Here is a 21,753-nt window from a genome sequence, read left to right on the forward strand (position 1 = left end):
GCGGCCGGGCCGGCCGCCGCGCCGACCTTCGTCGTCCAACGCGACGGAGACGGACAGCCGTGGTTCTCCACCGGCGACGGTTTCGTGTTCCGCGACTGGCAGAAGCTGCCCGCCTTCAAGGCCGCCGAAGACCTCGCGGTGACCGCACCCGGCCCCGGGCGCGTCGACGTCCTCGCGGTCGGTGCCGCGGACCGCCACCTCTACCGCAGCAGCTTCGCCGACGGCCGGTGGGGCGACTGGACGCGCATCGACGCCCGCACCAAGATCACCGGCGCACCCGCCGCGACCGCGACCGGCGACCGGCTCGAAATCCTCGTACGCTCCGGCGACACCCTGATGCACGGCACCCTCGTCGGATCGAACTGGACCGGTTTCGACCGAGTTGCCGCGACCGACTCCATCGAACAGGCCCCGGCCGTGACCGCGTCGGCCCCCGGCACGATGGATGCCTTCGTCGTCAGCGCCGACAACCACGAACTGCTCCACGTCGCCTTCACCTCCGGCGACTGGCGCGAACCGCTGCGCGTCGGCGCGGTCCGCGCGGGCGGGCGACCGGCCGCGGCCTGGACGCCGGCGACGGGGCTGACCGTCGTCGTTCCCGACACCGCGGGCCGCATGGTCGGCTTGTTCGCCCGCGGCGACGGCTGGCGCTCCGCGGCCCTGACCCCGCCGGCCGGACTCCCGGCCCAACGGGGCGCGGCGGCGGTCGCCGCGACCGCCGACCGTGTCGACGTCTACCTGCGCGGGCCCAACGGGCGCGTCCAGGTGGCCCCCTCCGCCTGACCCGCGCTTGCGCCGGCCGGCAGCCCGCCTGACGGCAGCGACGGCGAGCGCCACGACGTCCTCGACGAACGCCACCGCGCGGTCTGTGCCTCCGGTGGCGACCTTCCGTCCCTCCTCCGCGCCCGGCGCTGCCCCGTCATCCGCGCGCACCCGCCGACCGCCGGCGCGCACAGCGCTGCTCGTTCTGCGCTCCCGCGCCCTTCCGTTCCGCCACGGCTCCCGTCCCCGTTTCCACCCCCGGTCGGCCGTCGCTCAGGGGTCCGGTGTGGGGCCAGTACGATGGTGGCGTGGCTGCCATTGATCCTTCCGAAGAGCTGAAGTCCGTCGAATCCACCATGGAGTCGATCGAGGCGGTCCTCGACCTGGGCAAAATGCGGGCTGACATCGCCGCGCTCAACGAGACGGCCGCGGCGCCCGACCTGTGGGACAACCCCGAGAACGCGCAGAAGGTGACCAGCCGCCTGTCGTTCCTCCAGGGCGAGTTGCGCAAGGTCGAGGATCTGCGCCGCCGTATCGACGACGTCCAGGTGCTCTTCGAGCTGGCGGAGGCGGAGGACGACGCGGACACCCGCGCCGAGGCCGCCGCCGAGCTCGCCGCCGTCCGCAAGACCGTCGACGAGCTCGAAGTGCGCACGCTGCTCTCCGGTGAATACGACGCGCGTGAGGCGCTGGTCACCATCCGTGCCGAGGCGGGCGGCGTCGACGCCGCCGACTTCGCCGAGATGCTGCTGCGCATGTACACGCGCTGGGCTGAGCGCCACGGCTACTCGACCGAGGTCTACGAGACGTCGTACGCCGAGGAGGCCGGCATCAAATCCGCGACCTTCGCGGTGAAGTCGCCCTACGCATACGGCACTTTGTCGGTCGAGCAGGGCACCCACCGGCTTGTCCGGATCTCGCCGTTCGACAACCAGGGCCGGCGCCAGACCTCGTTCGCGGGCGTCGAGGTGCTGCCCGTGGTCGAGCAGACCGACCATGTCGACATCGACGAGTCGGACCTGCGCGTCGACGTGTACCGCTCGTCGGGCCCCGGCGGCCAGGGCGTCAACACGACCGACTCGGCCGTGCGCCTGACGCACATCCCGACCGGCATCGTCGTCTCGTGCCAGAACGAGCGTTCGCAGATTCAGAACAAGGCGACGGCGATGGCAGTTCTCCAGGCCAAGCTGCTGGAGCGGCAGCGCCAGGAGGAGCGCGCCAGGATGGACGCGCTCAAGGGCGACGGATCGTCGTGGGGCAACCAGATGCGGTCGTACGTCCTGCACCCCTACCAGATGGTCAAGGACCTGCGGACCGAGTTCGAGGTCGGCAACCCTCAGTCGGTCCTCGACGGCGACATCGACGGCTTCATCGAGGCCGGCATCCGCTGGCGCAAGCAGCAGCAGACGGCCGCGGCGTAGGCCTCGCGGCTCCTTGGTCGCCCACCGGAAAAGGCCCTCGCGGCCGCTGCGCGGACTCCCTCAACTTTCTTCACGACCTTTGAGGAGGAAAAGGGACATCCGCTAGTAACCCTCATAGATCCCCGTTGACGCCTTGTGACGGCCTTGTCCAGGCTGAGGCACGGACGGGGCCCGATCAACTGGGGGTTGCAGTAGTGACGAACAGAATGCGCGCCCGAGTGGCACGCATAGCCGCCGCCGCTGTCTTCGTCGGTGGCGCCTCACTTGCCGTCGCGGGAATGGCGGCGGCGGAGGAACCCGATCCCTGCGCGCTGCACCCGTTGGACGCAGAGTGTCTGACGGTGTCGCTCGGCCTCCCCGGCGGCTCCGAGTCGCCGAGCGGAGACGCCACGCAGGCATCGACCGACAGCAACAGCAGCAACGGGAACAACGGCAACGGCAACGGGAACGGCAACTCGGAGCAGCCGTCGGACGGCTCCAGCCCCTCGGTGCCGACCGACACCGGAAGCCAGGGCTCGACGCCTCCGGCGTCGACACCGCCGACGCAGACCGTGCCGCCCACATCCGGCACACCCACCGGCTCGAACCCGCCGAGCGGGGACACGGGCACTCCCACCGGAGCACCCACCACCGGCACCGAGTGCTCGATCGCCAACGGCGACGTGAACTGCGGTACGGAACGCGGCTCCTCGGGGGGCTCGGTCGGCGGCAGCGATCCGCAGCGCAACTACGGCGGAGGAGCGGCCGGCGGCAACGCGGCGGCTGCGGACACCCCGACGGCGACCGCCGCGCCCGGCGCGGCAGGCACCGCCGGCACCACGGGGGGCCCGACAGACGTCCCGGAACTGGCCGCGACCGGCCAGTCGGAGAACCTCACGTTCATCGTGATCGGCGGCGTGGCGATGGCAGTAGGCGGCCTCGCCTTCACGATCGTCCCGCGCAAGCTCAGCCGCCGCGAAGCCACCGCCGCTGCCTAGCGTCGCGGCCGCTCCGGCCCACCGGATCACGCCGTGCCGGGCCCGCCCGACCGGCGGGCTCGGCACCGGCCTGAAGGGCCGCCGGGGCCGTGCGGGGCCGTCGAGGCCGTCAACGAGGACGAGTGAAGGCCCCGGGCACAGCCCGGGGCCTTCACTCATGTCTTGTGGCCGGATATCCGTCGCCGACCGCCGCCGGTCGGATCAGCCGGTCATTCCCTGGAGCAGCAGCGCCGCGACGACCACCAGCGCGGCCAGCGCCACCAGCAGGGCCGGCGATATCTGCAAACCCTCGCGGTGCATGCGCTCACGCGAGGCACGGCAGACCCGGCAGCGGCCCTCGCTCACCGGGCCGGCGCAGTTGGCGCACACCAGGTGCTCCCACGTCATGACGTCCTCCTCGGCCCTCCGGGGCCCGACCTGCTGCCTGGTCGTCCTTTACAACGCTGCGAGGGCCGGGGAAAGTTCCCATCACGTTCAACTGTGCCGCTTAGACTCCTGCATGGCCATGCCCTGTGACGCATCGCTCCCGGCCTGCGCGCCCGGCTCGGAGGGCGGTACCGTCCCTGGGACGCACGCACCGCGCCCGCGTTCACGGACACGACCCGTGCCCGCGGGCGACCCCGGTCGTGGTGGAGCCCTCACCACCTGCTCTGCCCCGTACGACGCCCTTGCCCCTTAGGATGGCGCGCTGTGATGCAACCGTGATCCGATTCGACAACGTCACCAAGACGTACCCGAAGCAGCCCAGGCCCGCGCTGCAGGACGTCTCGCTCGAAGTGGAGAAGGGCGAGTTCGTCTTCCTCGTCGGTTCCTCCGGTTCGGGCAAATCGACCTTCCTGCGGCTCGTCCTCAAGGAGGAACGGCCGTCCACGGGCAACATCTTCGTCGCCGGGAAGGACCTCGGCAGGCTGTCCAACTGGAAGGTTCCCACGCTGCGCCGCCAAATGGGCACGGTGTTCCAGGACTTCCGGCTGCTGCCGAACAAAACCGTGCGCGAGAACGTCGCGTTCGCACTCGAAGTGATCGGCAAGCCGAAGGGCACCATCCGCAAGGTGGTCCCCGAAGTCCTCGACCTGGTCGGCCTGGCCGGCAAAGAGGACCGCATGCCCGGCGAGTTGTCCGGTGGTGAGCAGCAACGCGTGGCGATCGCCCGGGCGTTCGTCAACCGGCCGATGATCCTCATCGCCGACGAGCCGACCGGCAACCTCGACCCGCAGAACAGCGTCGGCATCATGAAGCTGCTGGACCGCATCAACCGCACCGGCACGACGATCGTCATGGCGACGCACGACCAGGCGATCGTCGACCAAATGCGCAAGCGCGTCATCGAGTTGGAACAGGGCCACCTCGTCCGCGACCAGTCGCGCGGCGTCTACGGCTACTCGCACTGACCCGGCCGCTCCCGGCCGCACTCCGGTCCGTGCTTCGGCCCGCGCGTACTCTCACGCGCCCCGAAACCGACGAACGCACCGAACCGGCGTACGCGACAAGGCGACGCCCCGAAGACCGTTAGGACATCATGCGCGTCCAGTTCGTGCTGAAAGAGATCGGCATCGGTCTCCGCCGGAACCTGACCATGACGATCGCGGTCATCGTCAGTGTCGCGCTGTCCCTGACGCTGTTCGGGGCCGGCCTGCTGGTGAGCGCGCAGACCAACGCGATGAAGGACTACTGGTACGACCGCGTCGAGGTGTCGATCTACCTGTGCAACAAGTCCGACCCGAAACAGGGCGGATGCGTGAACGGCGAGGTCACCGCGACCGAACGGGACGCCATCCAGGCCGATCTCGCGAAGATGCCCGAGGTCGAGGAGGTCTTCTACGAGAGCAAGCAGGACGCGTACAAGCACTTCATGGAGCAGAACGAGGACTCGCCGCTCGGTGAGAGCCTGACACCGGACCAACTGCCGGAGTCCTTCCGCGTCAAGCTGCACGACCCGACCAAGTTCGAGATCATCTCCAGCGCTTTCACCGGCCGCGGGGGCGTATTCGTCGTCCAGGACCAAAAGGCGCTTCTCAAGCCCTTCTTCGACCTGCTGCGCAGCGCGCGGTACGCCGCCTACGGGATCATGGCGTTCATGCTCGTCGTGGCGATCCTGCTGATCGTCAACACCGCGCGCGTCTCGGCGTTCAGCCGTCGCCGCGAGACCGGCATCATGCGTCTCGTCGGTGCCTCGAACTTCTACATCCAGGGCCCCTTCATCCTGGAGTCCGCGGTCGCGGGCCTGGTCGGCGCGCTGGCCGCGTCGGGCCTCCTGAGCGTCGGCTATTACTTCGGCGTCAAAAAGGGCTTGGCGGGCGCGATCAACATCCTCGACAAGCAGCTCATCGGTTTCGACTCGGTGTTCGCGGTCCTGCCATGGCTCTTCCTCCTCGGCATCGGGATGTCCGCGATCGCGTCGTTCTTCACGCTGCGCAAGTACCTCAAGGTCTGACGAACCGTCACCCGGACGCTCCGCACGGCGCCGATCGCTGCGCCGGATGAGTGTCATATCAACTTAAAAGTGCTTTATATGGCTTAATTGTCGCTTCCTGTCTGCTCCTGCCTGATACCAGTGGGACCGATTGACCGCACGACCCCGCGTCGACGAGTCGTCGGCCGCCGGTCCCCAGACAGGAGGCGACGTCCATGTACCCCACGCACTCCCGGCGGTTCGGATTCCTCGCACTGGTCGCCGCCACCGCCGGCGCCGTCTGCTGGGGCACCGCCCAGGCCGACGGCGACACGCGCGCCGAGAAGGACCGCATCGACAGCCAGGTCCACGATGTGCGGGCCCAACTCGACGGTGCGGTGGCACGCCTCGCCGCGGCCGAGACCGCGTACGCCGAGGCCAACGCGCACATGCCCGCCGCACAGACCGCGCTCGCCGAAGCGCGGCGCAACCTCGACGCCGCCCGCATCCGGGACGGCGACCTGCGCCGCCGCCTGGAGATCGCGGTCGAGGAGGAGGCCACCGCGCAGCGCCAACTGCGCGACGTGGAGGCCTCGATGTGGAGTCTGCGCGACTCCATCGGCCAAGTGGCGCGCCGCGCGTACCAACAGGGTTCGCTGGCCGGGCTCTCGGTGGTCGTCCGCTCCGAGACCCCCGCCCAGATGATGTCCAGGATCGAGGCCTTCCGGGCCCTGATGCGCGCCGACGAGGCCGCGCTCGCCCGCCTCAAGGAAGTGCACCGCGAAACCGACGGCCGCCAGAAGGCCCTCGCCCGCGCCCGCGACCAAGTGCGCGTCGAACGGGAGGCCGCGGCGGCACACGTCGCCGAACTCACGCGGCTGGAGGCCGAAGCCGCCACCGCCGCGGCGGCCGTCGAGAAACTCGTCGAGCAGCGCCGCGCCGCGATGGCCACCGCACAGGAGGAGAAAGCCGCCGACCAACAGCGGTACGAATCCCTCGTCTCCGAGCAGCACAGGCTCACCGAACTCGTCAACCGGCTCAATGCGCCGTCGGCCCGTGGCGTTCCCCGCGAACGCGAGCAGGGCGGCGCGCTGTCCTACCCGGTGGACGCCGACATCACCTCCGGCTTCGGATCCCGGTTCCACCCGATCCTCGAATACGTCAAACTGCACACCGGAACAGACTTCGCCGCCCCCGCGGGAACGCCCGTGCGCGCCGCCCGCGAAGGCACGGTCATCGCCGCCGACTACAACGCCGCGTACGGCAACCGCGTCGTCATCTCGCACGGCAAGGTCAACGGTGTCGCGCTGACGACGACCTACAACCACCTCTCACGCATCGACGTCGCCGCGGGACGCCGGCTCACGCGCGGAGAGACGGTCGGCCTCGTCGGCAACACCGGCTACTCCACCGGTCCGCACCTGCACTTCGAGGTCTTGGTCGACGGCCGGTTCACCGACCCGATGACCTGGCTCTAGGACCTGTCCGGGGGGTCTCTTCGGACCAGCCCGCGTGGGTGCCGATCCCAAGGCGCGGGCCCGAGACTCGTGCTCGGTGTACTCGCTCGCGGGCCCGGTGGCCCTCCTCCGCTCGCCGCGCCGCGCGGGTCCGGAAAGATCCACCGGACATGCCAGAGCGGGGAACGGCCGAGAGCGGGGCTCGACGGCCGAGAGTTCCGGCCCTCCGCACCCGCGTCTGTCCGGCCGCAGCTGCCCTATGCTCCCGGCATGACGTCAGGCCGGGTACGCCGCAGGGCCGCGCTGGCCCTCGCCTTCGGCACGGCGCTGACCACCGGGGCCGCGACCGGCGCGTGGGACGGAGCGGGAACGACCGGGCCCCAGGCCGCCGAGACCCGGCCGCGTCCGCCGCACCGGCCACCGCCCGACGTCGTCGTCAGCGTCGCCGACGGCTCGGCCGCGCTCGACGGCCTCGTGCTCTCCCCGGATGCCGCCCGCGACCTGTTGTCGGTGCTCGACGATCGGTGGGCCGCCTACTACCCGCCCGGATCGCCCGCCGACGACGCCGCGCCTGCGGACGGCACGTATCCCGGCGTCGGCTTGACAGTCCGTCAGGCCAACGGCGAGGTACGCGTCGGCCACGTTCACCCCGACAGCCCCGCCGACCGCGCCGGACTCGTCGCGGGCGACCTCCTCGCCGCCGTCGACGACCTCCCGGCCGGCGAACTCGGCGTCGCCGGGGTCGTCTCCAGACTGCGCGGACCCGTCGGCGCCCCCGTCGTCCTCACGATCGTCCGCGACGGCGCGCCGACGCCCGTCGTCCTCGTCCGCGAACTCCTCACCGGTGCCGGCGTCACCGCCGAACCCTTCGACGCTCCCGACGCCCCCGGCCTGCTGCGCATCCGCGTCCCGGGCTTCGGCCGCGGCACTGCCGACCAGGTCCGCGCCGCCCTCGACAGCGGCCCGCGAGGGGTCCTCCTCGACCTGCGCGGCAACCCCGGCGGACTCATCGACGAGGCCGCCGCCGTCGCGTCCGCATTCCTCGCCCCCGGCCCGGTCGTGACGTACGAGGACGGCACCGGCCGACACCGCGAACTCGGCGCCGAAGCGCAGCCCGGCGACCAGGGCACACCCCTCGTCGTGCTCGTCGACGACGCCACCGCCAGCGCGGCCGAAGTGGTCGCGGCGGCACTGCGCGACCGCGGGCGCGCGGTGATCGTCGGCACGACGACGTACGGGAAGGGCTCGGTGCAGGCGGTGACCGCCCTCACCGGCGGCGGCGCCGTCGAACTCACGATCGGCCGCTGGTACCCGCCGAGCGGTCGCGGCGTCGACGGCACGGGTATCGCGCCGGACATCCCCGTGGCGCCCGCCGACCCGCCGGAAACCGCCGACGCGCGAGCCCGCGAAGTCCTCGGCGGGCTGGTGAGCGCGAGCAAGGCCGCCTGAGCCGGCCGCGCGCCGCCGCAACCCCGTGGCCCGGCACCCCGCACATGGGCGACAATGCCAGGACCATGGCAAAGAGACCAACCATCGTGCAGATGCCGGGGAAGCCGACCAAGTCCAAGAAGGCTCAGGCGGCCCCCAAGCGCAAGATGATCGCGCAGAACAAAAAGGCACGGCACGACTACCACATCGACGACACGATCGAGTGCGGTGTCGTGCTGACCGGGCCCGAGGTGAAGTCGCTGCGGCAAGGCCGCGCCTCGCTCGTCGACGGATTCGCGACCGTCGACAACCACGAGGTGTGGCTGCGCAACGCGCACATCCCCGAATACCTGGAGGCCACCTGGAACAACTCGGCGCCGCGCCGCCCCCGCAAGCTGCTGCTGCACCGCCCGGAGATCGCCAAGCTGGAGAACAAGCTCGGCGACTCGGGCACCACCCTGGTGCCGCTGAGCATCTACTTCAACGAGGACGGCCGGGTCAAGGTCGAACTCGCCCTCGCACGCGGCAAAAAGCTCTACGACAAGCGCCAGGCGCTCATCGAGAAGCAGGGCAAGCGGGAGGCCGAACGCGCCATGAGCGCGGCGATCCGACGACAGACGAGCTGATCAGGCACACGGTTCGCCCCGGTGGGAATGAAGTGGACCCCACCGGGGTTGTTCCGTACGATGACACGGGCCACGAAGCGGTAGGGCGACAACGCCGGGACGCGGCCTTCAAGCCGAGCTTGCTCGACGCTTGAAAACTCAATAGGGGGTGATCGGTTTCGACTGGAGATGTCGGAGCAGAGGAAGCGAGCCGAGGAAGCGGCAATGATCTCGTAAACCACATGCCGAAACCAATAATCGCCGATAACAAGCGCGATTCCTTCGCCCTCGCCGCCTGAGCGAGCTTCGAAGGTGTCAGACCGGGCGCGTCCCCGTCCCGGATCCTGGCATAATCAAGGGGACTCCACCGCATCGCCCGGTTACGGGGTAGTGCGGAACATCAAACAGTAACTGGGCCCGTCGGCAACTTGTCCGCGTGATTGCCGGGGCCGAGAAAAGCACAGCGGACTGCGCTCGGAGAAGCTCTGGTCTCGCACTTCAGGACGCGGGTTCAATTCCCGCCACCTCCACGAGGGCGATGGGCGACTCGTGCCTGCGGAAAGCGCAGGCCGGGTCGCCCATCGTTGTTTTTTGCGCGGCTTCGCCGCGCGGGGCGGGGGCTTCGCCACCCGCGCCCCCGATCCGCTGGGGGGAGTTCCACGGCGTCGGGGTCGGCTTCGTTTCGGGAGTTTCACGGCTTTGGGTTTCGGGCTTGCCGCGTGAGGGCGGGATATTCCACATTCGCTGGGGAACCCCATGCGCTGTGGGGGGCTTCCGATTCGGCCTCACGTGGTGCTTTGGTCGGTTCGTTGTTTTTGCCATGCGACCAATTCGGTCGCGTTCGGTGGTGTGGCGCCTTCCTGTGTGCAGACGTAGGTCGCTGCGGTGGTGGCGAACTCCAGAATGGTTTGCAGGTCGGTTGCGGGGAGGGTGCGCAGGGCGCCCACGCGGTCCCCGCCCAGCAGGTCTTGTTCGGCGAGAGTGTGCAGCAGGGCGCCCATGAATGCGTCGCCTGCCCCCACGGTGTCGGTGATTTCGACTTCCGGTGCGGGTACGGTGACCGTCCGGTGTTCATGGATCGCCGTCGCGCCTCGGTGGCCTTCGGTGAGTACGACCAGGGCGGGGCCCCAGGTGTGCCATGTCCGGGCTGCTTCCCGGGGTTCGAGGTCGGGGTAGAGCAGGGCCATGTCCTCGTTGCTCGCCTTGACCACGTCGCACAGCGGGACGATGGTCTCCAGGCGCCGGCGGACGGCGGCGATGTCGCCGCAGACGCTCGGGCGTACGTTCGGATCGAGGGTCAGGGTGACTGCCCCGCGCGCGTGTTCGCTCAGGATCATGCGCAACAGCGCGGCCCCGCCGGGCTCCAGGTGCAGGGCGACCGAACCGACGTGCAGGGCCCGGATGTCGGGGGCGAGCGGGTCCGGGAGTTCGTCGCCGCTCCACAGTCCGTCGGCGGTGCCGGTGAACCAGAAGTCGTAGGAGGCGCGGCGCTGTTCGTCGAAGGAGACAACCGCCAGGCTGGACGGTTCGCGGGCGTCGACGAGGTAACGCGTCAGGACGCCGCCGGTGGCCAAACGTTCGCGCACGCGCCGGCCGAAGGTGTCGCCTCCGATGCGGGCGATGAGGGCCGTGGGGGTGCCCAGCCGCGCCGCGGCGAGCGCGGTGTTGGCGGGGCTGCCGCCGAGAAGCGCCCGGTAGCCGTCGGGTGTTCCGGAGACCGGGACGAGGTCGACGACGTTCTCGCCGGCGACGGCGATGGCGACGGCGGTGTCTGCGGGGTCGGTCATGCGGTTCCGTCCGCTTGTGACCGCAGCACGGCTGCCGCGGTCGGTGCCAGGGGCAACTGGGGAAGCAGCGTGGCCTGGTAGGCGTGGTAGACGTCGGGTTTGCCGGACCAGACAGTGGCGGAAGGCCGGTTGGCGGCGTCCAGTTCGTGGTGCCAGCCGCCGTTGCGAGGGTCGATGACGTACTGCGCCGCGTAGTCCCACCACGTGCGGTACCAGTGCTCGTACACCGGGTCGCCGGTGCGGCGGTGGAGTGCGGCGGCTGCGGCGATGGCCTCCGCGGTGACCCAGTGCATCCGTCCTGTCACCACCGGGCGGCCTTCGGCGTCGATGGTGTAGACGAATCCGGGTCGGCCGTCGCGGTTCCAGCCCGTGCCGACCGCGATGACGAACAGCCGGCGGGCGGCTGTGGGCAGCCAGTCCGGCGGGTCGGGCAGCGACGCTTCGAGGGCGAGCAGCAGCCGGGCCCATTCCAGGGAGTGGCCGGGGGTAGTGCCGTATGGGCGGAAGCGGTCGCGGGGTGCGTCGCTGTGGTACTCGGGCAGCGGCCTGCCGTCCACGGTGAAGTGCTCCGGTACGCGCCACCACTGGCCGCGCGCGACCTGGTCGATGAAGAAGCCGGCGATGCGCAGGGCCCGAGCTCGCCAGGTCGCGTCGCCCGTCGCGTCGGCGGCGGCGAGGAACGCCTCGACGGTGTGCATGTTCGCGTTGGCGCCGAGGTACGCCTCGGGCTCGGTCCAGGCCTCGTCCCACGACTCGCGTGCCCAGCCGTGGGCGTCGTCCCAGAAGCGCTCCTCGAACACCTCCGCGGCGTCGGCAAGGAGCCTCTTGGCGCCGGGCCGTCCGGCGAGGGTCAGGCTCGCGGCGGCGAGGAGGACGAACGCGTGGCCGTATGCCTCCTTGCGGGCCTGTGGCGGCGCACTGGACGCGTGTTCGGGCGAGGGGATGGCCGAATACCACCCTTGGTTGCGGAGGTCGCGCAGCGGGCCGCTCAGGGCCGCGAGGCCGTGGTCGGCGAGCGGGCCGGCGCCCGGCACTCCGCGCAGGTGCGCGAGGGCGAAAACGTGGGCCATGCGCGCGGTGATCCACAGCTCGACGCCGTGTGCCGGGTCGGGGCGGCCGTCGGCATCCAGCCATGCGAAGCCGCCGCGGGGGTCCCGCGCGGCGGCGGCGAAGCGCAGCAGGCGGTCTCCCTCGGCGTCCAACCAGGCGCGGTGTGTGGCCAAAGCGACCCAGGAGCCGGGCGGCGGCCGACGGTGTTCGGCAGTCATCGCCTTCATCGTCGCACCGGGGGCTTCGCGCGGGACGGCCGAAACGCGTCGGCGCCGGGGCGTAAAAACCGAACCGGCGGCCGGAAGGGCCGCCGGGTTCGTTTGGGTTTGCGACACCGACCCGCCAATGCTCGCCTCTCGGCAAGTGGTCCCTCGTAGGGACTAATGGTTGGGCCCGGGGGCTTGGATCGAGCCGGTGCCATGAACAGAGTAACCGAACGGACGGTGAGCGGAAGAAGGATGCGGATCACAGTTTGCGGGGCAGTGTGCGACGGTGCGTGGGGGCGTGTCGCAGGCGGCCCGAACCTGCGGTCCGGCGTGGTGGATCGCAGGCTGCCACAGCCGGACCGCGGGGATCTGCCGTCGTCCGTCGTGTGCTTGGCGAACACGCCTGGTGGTGCCGGGTGATTGGGCGTGGCGGGGTGCCGTGTCCGCGCACCGGGTGGCCGCCGCGTGCAGTGTGTGTGCGGGCGGATGCGAAGTGTGGCCTCGCGCTTGCGAAGTCGGCCGTTCGTCGCGTGCCTCGGTGAGGTGAGACGATCGTCTGCGGGTGCCGCGCCATGGCACCGGTACTCGCCGAGGAGACAGCTTCATGCCCGCAGCGCCGAGCGCTTCGTACTCGATCACCGCCCGCCTGGAGGTCCCCGCCGGGGGTCTGTCGGTCAGCCGGCTCACCAACACCGTGGAATCGGCCGGGGGTTCGGTGACCGGCCTCGACGTCACGGCGTCCGGGCACGACCGGCTCCGCGTGGACGTGACCATCGCCGCGTCGTCGACCGATCACGCTTCGGAGTTGGTGGAGGCGCTGAGTTCGATCGAGGGCGTGTCCCTCGGCAAGGTGTCGGACCGTACCTTCCTCATGCACCTCGGCGGCAAGATCGAGATGCAGTCGAAGCACCCCATCCGCAATCGCGACGACCTGTCGATGATCTACACGCCGGGCGTCGCGCGCGTGTGCCTCGCGATCGCCGAGAATCCGGACGACGCGCGCCGTCTGACGATCAAGCGCAACACGGTCGCCGTCGTCACCGACGGTTCCGCGGTGCTCGGGCTCGGCAACATCGGCCCCAAGGCCGCGCTGCCGGTCATGGAGGGCAAGGCGGCGCTGTTCAAGCGCTTCGCGGGCATCGACGCGTGGCCGATCTGCCTCGACACGCAGGATCCCGACGAGATCGTGCGGGCCGTGCAGATGATGGCGCCGGGCTTCGCGGGCATCAACCTGGAGGACATCTCGGCGCCGCGCTGCTTCGAGATCGAGCGGCGGCTGCGCGAGTCCCTGGACATCCCGGTGTTCCACGACGACCAGCACGGCACCGCGATCGTCGTGCTCGCCGCGCTGACCAACGCACTTCGCGTGGTGGGCAAGAAGATCGAGGACGTCAGGGTCGTGATGTCCGGTGCGGGCGCGGCGGGTACGGCGATCCTCAAGCTGCTGCTGGCCGCCGGTCTCGCGCACGTCGTCGTCGCGGACGTGCACGGCGTCGTGCACGACGGCCGCGACGACCTCGGCGAGGACCTGCGGTGGATCGCGGAGCACACCAACTCCGAGCGCCTGACCGGGACTCTGAGGGAGGCCGTGGTCGGTGCCGACGTGTTCATCGGGGTCTCCGCCCCGAACGTCATCGACGGCGACGACGTTGCGAAAATGGCGGACGGGGCAATCGTGTTCGCGCTGGCGAACCCCGAACCGGAGATCTATCCCGCGGTCGCGCAGCAGCACGCGGCCGTGGTCGCGTCCGGACGCAGCGACTTCCCCAACCAGATCAACAACGTCCTGGTTTTTCCCGGGGTTTTCCGCGGCCTGGTGGACGCGCAGAGCCGCAGCATCACGACGGACATGCTGCTGGCCGCGGCGCGGGCGCTCGCGTCCGTGGTGACCGACGACGAGCTCAACGAGAGCTACATCGTGCCGAGTGTGTTCCACCCCGAGGTGGCGAACGTCGTCGCCGCCGCGGTGCGCGAAGCCGTTCTGGCAGAGCGCGGCGGGAGTCTGGCGGACCGTCAGGGCGGGCGGTAGCCGCTCCGTCACACGCATTCGCCGATGGATCCCGGCGTTTCGCGGTGCGAAGCTCCGCGCAGCATCGGTCGGGGTGGTGTGACGACCATGAGAGATCCGGGCCGTATGGTCGGGGGGTGGCGGGTGTGCGCAGGCCCTTCCCGGGCACGTAATCTGCCGCGAACCGCCAAATCGCGGGGCTTTCTGCGTGATTCGGCGTGTCCCTGATTAGGTTCCGGGCCCGGATACGTGCAGGATTCGTCCCCGGGGCAAGAACAGCGAGTTGGAAAGACCACGGGAGAGACACATGAACCGCAGTGAGCTGGTGGCCGCCCTCGCGGAGCGTGCCGACGTCACGCGCAAGGACGCGGACGCCGTGCTGAACGCCTTCGCCGAGGTTGTCGGGGAGATCGTCAGCAAGGGTGACGAGAAGATCACCATCCCCGGATTCCTCAGCTTCGAGCGGACCCACCGCTCGGCGCGCACCGCGCGCAACCCGCAGACCGGCGACCCCATCGAGATCCCGGCGGGTTACAGCGTGAAGGTCTCCGCGGGTTCGAAGCTCAAGGAAGCCGCGAAGGGCAAGTGACCCGGTAACACGGCCTGGTGGGGAGAATGATCCGAAGCCGACGCGCGAGCTGACCCCTTCGAGCCGACTTCCGTCAATCCCGGGCGTGTTCGGAACGGACACACATCACATGCCGAAGGGGGGTTCCCCATCGGGGAACCGCCCTTCGGCATGAGACGCATCGGGTGTGTCAGGCGACGCCTTCGCGTACCGGCTCCGGGAGTTCGACGCGGGCGCCGAGGGCGTCGAGTTTGGCGTGGAAGCCCTCGTAGCCCCGGTTGATCAGGTCGATGCCGTGCACCCGCGAGGTGCCCTCGGCGGCCAACGCCGCGATGAGGTACGAGAATCCGCCGCGCAGGTCGGGGATCACCAGGTCGGCGCCGTGCAGCTTCGCCGGCCCCGAGATCACCGCGGAGTGCTGGAAGTTGCGCTGCCCGAACCGGCACGGCGTACCGCCCAGGCACTCGCTGTAGAGCTGGATCGTCGCGCCCATCTGGTTGAGCGCCGAGGTGAACCCGAGCCGGCTCTCGTACACCGTCTCGTGGACGATCGACAGCCCCGACGCCTGGGTCAGCGCGACGACCAGCGGCTGCTGCCAGTCGGTTTGGAAGCCCGGGTGCACGTCGGTCTCCAGCGCGATCGCGCGCAGGCGCCCGCCCGGGTGCCAGAAGCGGATGCCGTCGTCCTCGACCTGGAACGCGCCGCCGACCTGCCGGAAGACGTTCAGGAACGTCATCATGTCCAGTTGCCGCGCGCCTCGTACGAACACGTCGCCCTGCGTCGCGAGCGCCGCGCACGCCCACGACGCGCCCTCCAGGCGGTCGGGCAGGGCCCGGTGCGTGTAACCGCCGAGGCGTTCGACTCCGGTGATCCTGATCACGCGGTCGGTCGCCACCGAGATGATCGCGCCCATCTTCTGGAGCACGCAGATGAGGTCTATGATCTCCGGCTCCACCGCCGCGTTGCGCAGCTCGGTGGTGCCTTCGGCGCGCACCGCGGTCAGCAGCACCTGCTCGGTGGTGCCGACGCTGGGGTACGGCAGTTCGATCTTCGCGCCGTGCAGCCCGTTCGGGGCCTCCAGGAACAGCCCTTCGGGCCGCTTGTCGACCGTCGCGCCGAAATCGCGCAGCACGTTCAGGTGGAAGTCGATCGGGCGGCCGCCGATGCGGCAGCCGCCCAGGTCCGGGATGAAGGCGCGCCCGATGCGGTGCAGCAGGGGGCCGCACAGCAGGATCGGGATCCGGCTCGACCCGGCGTGCGCGTCGATGTCGGCGACGTTGGCCAGCTCGACCGACGAGGGGTCCATGACCAACTCGTCGGCTTCGTCGCCCTCGTACACCGCGACACCGTGGAGTTGCAAAAGTCCGCGCACGATGTGCACGTCGCGGATGCCCGGCACGTTGCGCAGGCGGCTGGGTTCCTGGCCGAGCAGGGCCGCGACCATCGCCTTGGGCACCAGGTTCTTGGCGCCCTTGACGCGGACCTCGCCCTCAAGAGGGGAACCACCGTGAACGAACAACACGTCGTCTTGCATGTTTCTCGCGTTCCTGGAGGGAAGGGCCTTCGGCAACAGCGAACCACGGTACGCGCTTGGTGGCGTGGAACGTGCATTGTCGGCCGTGCGCGTGGGCAGTTGGTGCTGAATGGAGCTGTGGCAACGAGCCGAAACCGGACGGTTGCCGCGGGCGTGTCGCCGGCTTCCGATCCCGAAGAGCCCCGGACATGGTCGGCCGGCATGCAGGATCATGGCCCCATGACCGCCTCGCTCACCGGACGACTCCTCGTGGCGACGCCCGCGCTCACCGATCCGAACTTCGACAGGTGTGTGGTGCTGGTCCTCGACCACGACGAGGAAGGCGCGCACGGTGTCGTGCTCAACCGGCCCACTCCGGTCGACGTCCACGACGTGTTGGACGGCTGGTCGAAGGCGGCCACGGAGCCGGCCGTGGTGTTCCAGGGCGGGCCGGTCGCCATGGACTCGGCGCTGGCCATCGCGTCGGTGCCGGGCGGCGGCGAACCGGTCGGTTGGCGTCGGGTGTTCGGCGCACTGGGCCTGGTGGACCTCGACGCCCCGCCGGAGCTGGTGGCCGCCGAATTCGGGTCGATGCGGATCTTCGCGGGCTACTCGGGGTGGGGGCCGGGCCAGTTGGAGGGCGAGGTCACGGACGGTGCGTGGTACGTCGTGGACTCCGAGCCGGGCGACGCGTTCAGCCCGGAGCCGGAGCGGCTGTGGCGGGCGGTGCTGCGGCGCCAGCGCGGCGAGCTGGCGATGGTCGCGACGTACCCCGAGGACCCCACGCTCAACTGACGCCCCTCGGTCGCCCGGAGCGGGCGCGGCGGGCGGGACCGGTGCGGACGGGGCCGGGGGCGGGCCGGGCGGTGGACGCTCGGGGGTCTGCGGTGCGCGCTTAGAATCGGGGAATGAGTACTCCGCAGGACTACCCCGAGCCCGAGCGCGGGACAGGTACGGGGACGCTGATCGAGGAGACCCCGCAGGTCTCCCATGGCGACGGCGACCACGAGCGCTTCGCGCACTACGTCCAGAAGGACAAGATCATGGAGAGTGCCATGTCGGGCACTCCGGTGATCGCGTTGTGCGGCAAGGTCTGGGTGCCCGGGCGCGATCCCAAGAAATATCCGGTCTGCCCGATGTGCAAGGAAATCTACGAGACCATGGGCGCCGGCGGGGGCGACAAGGGCGGCGACAACAAGTAAGCGGCTGCCTGGCCCGGTCTGTGTCCGTGTTTGCGTCAGCGGCGTCGACCTGCGTGTTTCGCGAGGGCGATATGTGAACGCCCGCGGCCTCTGTGCCGCAGGGGGCGGTTCGTCCTCGCGGATCCGCGCCACGCACCACCCGTCCGGCGCAGTAGCGTTGTCCCGCTGTGAACGAAGCGATCATGCTGCCGCATTCGCTCGACGAGGCCGTGCACGCGCTGGCCCGCGAGCCCGCCGTGTTGCCGGTGGCCGGCGGCACCGACCTGATGCCGCGCGTCAACGCCGGGCTGCTGCGCCCCCGGGGGCTTCTCGGCCTGTCCGGAATCGCCGAGCTGCGGCAGTGGCACTACGAAGGCCGACGCCTGTTGATCGGGGCCGGGGTCACCTGGGCCCGACTGGCGGGTCCCGACCTGGCGGCGCTCGTCCCGGCCCTGGCGACCGCGGCCCGGCAGCTCGGCACACCGCAGATCCGCATGATGGGCACGATCGGCGGCAACCTGATCGCGCGGGCCCGTGAGGCGGACGCCGTCCCGGTCCTCGCCGCGTTGGAAGCGACCGTGTCGGTGCAGTCGGCGGGAGGCTCCCGCGAATTCGTGTGCGACGCCGCTCCCGCGGCCCACCTGCTGCCCGGCGAGTTGATCACCGGCGTCCGGCTTCCGGTGCTGCACGGGCCCCAGGAGTTCCTGAAGGCGCGCACGGCGCCGGGTTTCCACGCGACGCTGGCTCTGGTCGCGGACCCCGGCGCACGAGGCGTACGCTGCGCCGTCGGCGGAGTGCGTCCGGGCGCCGAGCGTACGCCCGGCGCGGAACGCTGGCTGGCCGACCGCGTGGACTTCGGCAGCGGCCGCCTCATCGATCCGGACGCCCCCGCCCGCTTCGGCGCGCTGGTCGCCGAGGAGCTGCCCCCCGGCGAGGGGTCGAGGACGGCACGGGCATACGAGGCACGCGTGGTCGCGGCACTGGCGAGGCGTGCGGCGGAAAGGGCGTTCGCGGTATGAGGCGATGCGAGCGGGAGAACACGTTCGGGTGGCGGAGCCGGGCGGCGGCGAATGCGCGCCCGGGAGCCTGCGGCGGTGCGGGCGGACGCCGATGACCGTGCCGCCGACCCCCGCCCCCGGGGGGTCGGCCGCCGATATCCCCGGCTTCGGCACGCCGGCGCCGGGGCGCAGCGCACCCGAGCCGCCGTACGACGCCGCCACCGACGACCCGAGTCAGGGCGCCGGTCACGATCCAGGCCGTTCCACGGGGCACGAGCCGACGTACGCCGCCCCCTATGGCGGCCAGGGCTCCTACGACGCCTACGACCCGGCATCCGAGATCGCGGCCACTTCCGGGTTTGGATTCCCCGTGCCGAGGCCTGCGGTCGCCCCCGTGCCCGACCCCGGCTTCCATGCGTCGGAACCGCCCCTGACCACAGGGGAGTTCGCCTCCGGAGCAGCGAGCCCGGCCGACACGGTCCCGCGGCCGGAGCCGGAGCCGATGCCCGTCGGCCACGCCGTCCCGACGGCGGCCCCGGTCGCCGACCCGGCCGGACTACCGCTCCACGCAACCGAGTTCGTGCCGAGCGACGGGTTCGGTACGGGTGCGCAGTTCCCGCCTTCGGTCGAACCTCCCTACCTGGTCGCGGACTTGCCGGGCGGTCCGGTGGTCTCGTACACGATCCGGGTCAACGGCACGACGCAGGTGGTCGATCAGGCCTGGATCGGCGAGAACCTGCTGCACGTGTTGCGCGAACGGCTCGGCCTGCCCGGTGCGAAGGACGGCTGCGGGCAAGGAGTCTGCGGTGCCTGCACGGTCCTGGTCGACGGAGCGCCCGCGACCGCATGCCTGGTTCCCGCTGCGGCGCTCGGCGAGCGCGGCGTCACCACGATCGAGGGCGTATCCGCCCAAGGCGGGCTGCCGGTGGCGATCCAGCGGGCGTTGATCGACCACGGCGCGGTGCAGTGCGGCTTCTGCGTGCCGGGCATCGTGATGAGCGCGCACGCGCTGCTCAGCCGACTGCCGGGAGCCGACGAGCCGACGATCCGCCGCGCGCTGGCCGGACACCCCTGCCGCTGCGTCGGACCCAACCGCATGGTGGCGGCGGTGTGCGCGGTCGCCGCCGGCCAGGCCACCCAGCCCGCCGCGTCCCTCTTCGAGCCCGCCGACGCCTCGGAGCCGCAGGCATGACCGCCGCCGTCGAACGGCCGGACGCCGTCGCCAAGGCCCAGGGCCGCTTCTCCTACACCGCCGACCTGTGGGCGCCCGGCATGCTGTGGTGCGTTCTGGTGCGTTCCCCGCACCCGCACGCGCGCCTGCTGCGCATCGACGCGTCGCCCGCCTACGCCGTCCCCGGTGTGCACGCCGTCGTCACCGCGGCCGACCTGCCCGCGGAGGCGTACCACGGCCCGGTCGTCGCGGACTGCCCGGTCCTCGCGGCCGACGTCGTGCGGTTCGCCGGAGAGGCGGTCGCCGCGGTCGCCGCCGAGTCCCCGCACGCGGCCCGGCTGGCGGCCGAGGCGGTACACGTCGAGTACGAGCCCCTGGAGGCGAGCCTCGATCCCGAACACGCCTTCGCGGGCGCTCCGTTGCATCCGGACGGCAACATCTTCCGGCACCTGGCCCTGCGGCACGGGCGACCGGTGCAAAGGCGTCCCGACGGCTCGCCGGTCGAAGAGGTCGTGGTCGAGGGCCTGTACGACATCGAGGCCCAGGACCAGGCGAACCCCGCCACGGACGCCGCGCTCGCACTGCCGTGTGCCGACGGCGGCATCGAGTTGCACGCGTCGACGCAGTGGCCGCACGCGGACCGCGACCAGGTCGCGCAGTGCATCGGTCTGCCGCCCGGTTCCCTGCGCATCATGCCGACGGGCGTGGGCGGTTCGTCCGGCACACGGGAGGACGTTGGGCTGCTCGCCGTCGTCGCGTGGCTCGCGGCGCGGACCGGACGACCCGTCAAAAGCGTGGTGGAGCGCGCGGATGCGATCAGCGTCGGCGGTCACCGGCACGCCGCGCGCATGAAGTACACCCACCGGGCCGACAGCAACGGCCGGTTGCTCGCCGTCGAAGCGCAAATCGTCCTCGACGGCGGGGCGTACGCGACCATGTCGCCCGAAGTCGTCGGCCGTCTCGCGGGATGCGCGACGGGCCCGTACATGGTTCCGCACGCCGTCGTCGACGCGTGGGCCGTGCGCACCAACAATCCGCCGGCCGGAACGATGCGCGGGCCGGGAGCGACCCAGGTGTGCTTCGCGTACGAGGCCCAAATGGACAAGCTCGCCGCCGCGTTGGGCATGGACCCGGTCGAACTGCGCCTGCGCAACGCACTCAGCCAGGGCACCATGCTGACGACTGGCCAGGTACTTGAAGGCCCGGCGCCGGCGGGGGAGTTGCTACGGGCGGTCGCCGAAGCACCGCAGCCCGAAGGGGAACCGGCGCCGGGGCTTCGGCGCGGCACCGGGTACGCGGTCGGGTTGGTCCCGCTGCTCGGCATCGAGGGAGCCGACGACTCCGCCGCCGCCACCGTGCGCCTCGACCACGGTGTCGTCACCGTCACCTGCGCGGCCGTCGAAGTCGGCCAGGGGTTCACGTACTTGGTCCGCCGGATCGTCCACGAGGTACTGGGCGTGCCCGACGCGATCGTGCTGCCCGCGGGGACCGCGCTGCCCAGCGCGGGACCACCCGGCGTCGGCCGACACACGATGCTCACCGCGAGCGCCGTCGACCAGGCCGCCCGCGACATCCGCAACCGGCTCCTGGCGCCGGTCGCCGCGCAGTACGGAATGACCGCGGCGCTGCTGGAGGTTCGCGACGGGCGCATCGTGTCGTACGACGGCCTGGTCGACCTGCCCGCGGCGCTCATCACCGAGGGCGTCGAGGTCGCCGCCACGGCCGGAGCCTGCCGCGCCCGGCACACCGAGCCGCTGGACGACGCCGGACAGGGCGACGCCTACCCCGCGGTGGCTTTCGCCGCCTGCCGCGCCGTCGTCGACGTCGACCCCGACACCGGCGCGGTCCAGGTCGTCGACGTCACCGGCGCGTACGACGCGGGTCGCGTCCTGGACTCCACCCAGGCGCTCGCCCGCGTCGAAGGCGCGGTCGCCATGGGCATCGGCCTCGCCCTCACCGAGGACCTCGCCGCCGCGCGCCTCCACGGCCCCGTCGCCTGGGCCCAGCCGACGTCACTCGACGTCCCCCCGGTTCGCGTCGCCCGATGGCACGAAGAGCCCGAGCCCGGAGTCCCTCTGGGCGCCAAGGGACTCTCCGACGCCGCCGTCACGCCGGTCCCCGCCGCTGTCGCCGCCGCCGCCCGCAACGCCACGGGCCAGGAACTCCCCAGCCTCCCGCTCAGACCGAGAACCGTCGCCGGCCGGCGCATGGGCACGGGCCTGTAAGCGT

At 71.1% G+C, this 21,753-nt stretch carries 19 protein-coding genes and 1 other RNA gene; 16 read left to right on the forward strand and 4 right to left on the reverse strand.

Annotation, left to right across the window (positions count from 1 at the left end):
* From ACRX5W_RS05595 to ACRX5W_RS05605, 3 genes are all read left to right on the forward strand, one after another.
* Positions 1–783: hypothetical protein (locus ACRX5W_RS05595; protein ID WP_436786816.1), on the forward strand; the 783-nt coding region annotated here is incomplete at its 5' end.
* 287 nt (positions 784–1,070) lie between these two features.
* Positions 1,071–2,183, forward strand: coding sequence for a peptide chain release factor 2 (gene prfB, locus ACRX5W_RS05600; RefSeq protein ID WP_436786817.1), 1,113 nt, complete (start codon positions 1,071–1,073; stop codon positions 2,181–2,183).
* A gap of 218 nt (positions 2,184–2,401) precedes the next feature.
* Positions 2,402–3,160, forward strand: a complete 759-nt coding sequence (locus ACRX5W_RS05605) for a hypothetical protein (protein ID WP_436786818.1) — start codon at positions 2,402–2,404, stop codon at positions 3,158–3,160.
* 201 nt (positions 3,161–3,361) lie between these two features.
* Here the strand turns inward: ACRX5W_RS05605 and ACRX5W_RS05610 are convergent, their stop codons facing one another.
* Entirely contained in the window at positions 3,362–3,547 is a 186-nt protein-coding gene (locus ACRX5W_RS05610) for a hypothetical protein (protein ID WP_436786819.1), read from the reverse strand.
* Between the two features lie 314 nt (positions 3,548–3,861).
* On the opposite strand from ACRX5W_RS05610, the gene ftsE reads away from it, so the two are divergent.
* The 6 genes from ftsE (at position 3,862) to ssrA (ending at position 9,575) form a co-directional block, all read left to right on the forward strand.
* Positions 3,862–4,551 (forward strand): cell division ATP-binding protein FtsE, encoded by a 690-nt coding sequence (ftsE, locus tag ACRX5W_RS05615; protein WP_436786820.1) that lies wholly within the window; start codon positions 3,862–3,864, stop codon positions 4,549–4,551.
* A gap of 128 nt (positions 4,552–4,679) precedes the next feature.
* On the forward strand, positions 4,680–5,594 hold the full coding sequence (gene ftsX / locus ACRX5W_RS05620; protein WP_436786821.1) for a permease-like cell division protein FtsX: 915 nt from the start codon (positions 4,680–4,682) through the stop codon (positions 5,592–5,594).
* A gap of 194 nt (positions 5,595–5,788) precedes the next feature.
* Positions 5,789–7,030, forward strand: a complete 1,242-nt coding sequence (locus ACRX5W_RS05625) for a murein hydrolase activator EnvC family protein (RefSeq protein WP_436786822.1) — start codon at positions 5,789–5,791, stop codon at positions 7,028–7,030.
* 249 nt (positions 7,031–7,279) lie between these two features.
* Positions 7,280–8,458 carry a S41 family peptidase gene (locus tag ACRX5W_RS05630; protein WP_436786823.1) on the forward strand — a complete coding sequence of 393 codons (1,179 nt, stop codon included), beginning with the start codon at positions 7,280–7,282 and terminating at the stop codon, positions 8,456–8,458.
* 92 nt (positions 8,459–8,550) lie between these two features.
* A complete protein-coding gene (gene smpB, locus ACRX5W_RS05635) occupies positions 8,551–9,063 on the forward strand; it encodes an SsrA-binding protein SmpB (RefSeq protein ID WP_436787488.1) in 513 nt (170 codons plus the stop codon).
* 144 nt (positions 9,064–9,207) lie between these two features.
* Positions 9,208–9,575, forward strand: a transfer-messenger RNA (tmRNA) gene (gene ssrA, locus ACRX5W_RS05640).
* A 252-nt stretch (positions 9,576–9,827) separates the two neighbouring features.
* Here ssrA and ACRX5W_RS05645 read toward each other — a convergent pair.
* Together ACRX5W_RS05645 and ACRX5W_RS05650 are read right to left on the reverse strand one after the other, a co-directional pair.
* Positions 9,828–10,829, reverse strand: coding sequence for a carbohydrate kinase family protein (locus tag ACRX5W_RS05645; protein WP_436786824.1), 1,002 nt, complete (start codon positions 10,827–10,829; stop codon positions 9,828–9,830).
* On the reverse strand, positions 10,826–12,097 hold the full coding sequence (locus ACRX5W_RS05650; protein ID WP_436786825.1) for an AGE family epimerase/isomerase: 1,272 nt from the start codon (positions 12,095–12,097) through the stop codon (positions 10,826–10,828). Before ACRX5W_RS05650 ends, ACRX5W_RS05645 begins: the two co-directional genes overlap by 4 nt.
* A gap of 592 nt (positions 12,098–12,689) precedes the next feature.
* Between ACRX5W_RS05650 and ACRX5W_RS05655 the strand changes: the two genes are divergently transcribed.
* Together ACRX5W_RS05655 and ACRX5W_RS05660 are read left to right on the forward strand one after the other, a co-directional pair.
* On the forward strand, positions 12,690–14,114 hold the full coding sequence (locus tag ACRX5W_RS05655) for an NAD-dependent malic enzyme (protein ID WP_436786826.1): 1,425 nt from the start codon (positions 12,690–12,692) through the stop codon (positions 14,112–14,114).
* Between the two features lie 286 nt (positions 14,115–14,400).
* Positions 14,401–14,682 (forward strand): HU family DNA-binding protein, encoded by a 282-nt coding sequence (locus ACRX5W_RS05660; protein WP_231773743.1) that lies wholly within the window; start codon positions 14,401–14,403, stop codon positions 14,680–14,682.
* 169 nt (positions 14,683–14,851) lie between these two features.
* Here ACRX5W_RS05660 and murA read toward each other — a convergent pair whose 3' ends face one another.
* Positions 14,852–16,195 (reverse strand): UDP-N-acetylglucosamine 1-carboxyvinyltransferase, encoded by a 1,344-nt coding sequence (gene murA / locus ACRX5W_RS05665; protein ID WP_436786827.1) that lies wholly within the window; start codon positions 16,193–16,195, stop codon positions 14,852–14,854.
* A gap of 219 nt (positions 16,196–16,414) precedes the next feature.
* Between murA and ACRX5W_RS05670 the strand changes: the two genes are divergently transcribed.
* The 5 genes from ACRX5W_RS05670 (at position 16,415) to ACRX5W_RS05690 (ending at position 21,749) form a co-directional block, all read left to right on the forward strand.
* On the forward strand, positions 16,415–16,969 hold the full coding sequence (locus tag ACRX5W_RS05670) for a YqgE/AlgH family protein (RefSeq protein WP_436786828.1): 555 nt from the start codon (positions 16,415–16,417) through the stop codon (positions 16,967–16,969).
* A gap of 113 nt (positions 16,970–17,082) precedes the next feature.
* Positions 17,083–17,376, forward strand: a complete 294-nt coding sequence (locus ACRX5W_RS05675; RefSeq protein ID WP_436786829.1) for a DUF3039 domain-containing protein — start codon at positions 17,083–17,085, stop codon at positions 17,374–17,376.
* A 182-nt stretch (positions 17,377–17,558) separates the two neighbouring features.
* Complete coding sequence (locus tag ACRX5W_RS05680; RefSeq protein WP_436787489.1) at positions 17,559–18,374, forward strand: FAD binding domain-containing protein; 816 nt, start codon at positions 17,559–17,561, stop codon at positions 18,372–18,374.
* 91 nt (positions 18,375–18,465) lie between these two features.
* Entirely contained in the window at positions 18,466–19,545 is a 1,080-nt protein-coding gene (locus ACRX5W_RS05685) for a 2Fe-2S iron-sulfur cluster-binding protein (protein WP_436786830.1), read from the forward strand.
* Positions 19,542–21,749 carry a xanthine dehydrogenase family protein molybdopterin-binding subunit gene (locus ACRX5W_RS05690; RefSeq protein ID WP_436786831.1) on the forward strand — a complete coding sequence of 736 codons (2,208 nt, stop codon included), beginning with the start codon at positions 19,542–19,544 and terminating at the stop codon, positions 21,747–21,749. Before ACRX5W_RS05685 ends, ACRX5W_RS05690 begins: the two co-directional genes overlap by 4 nt.
* Positions 21,750–21,753 lie beyond the last annotated feature (4 nt).

It is taken from the genome of Yinghuangia sp. YIM S10712 (genome assembly GCF_051388935.1).
Classification (GTDB): domain Bacteria; phylum Actinomycetota; class Actinomycetes; order Streptomycetales; family Streptomycetaceae; genus Yinghuangia.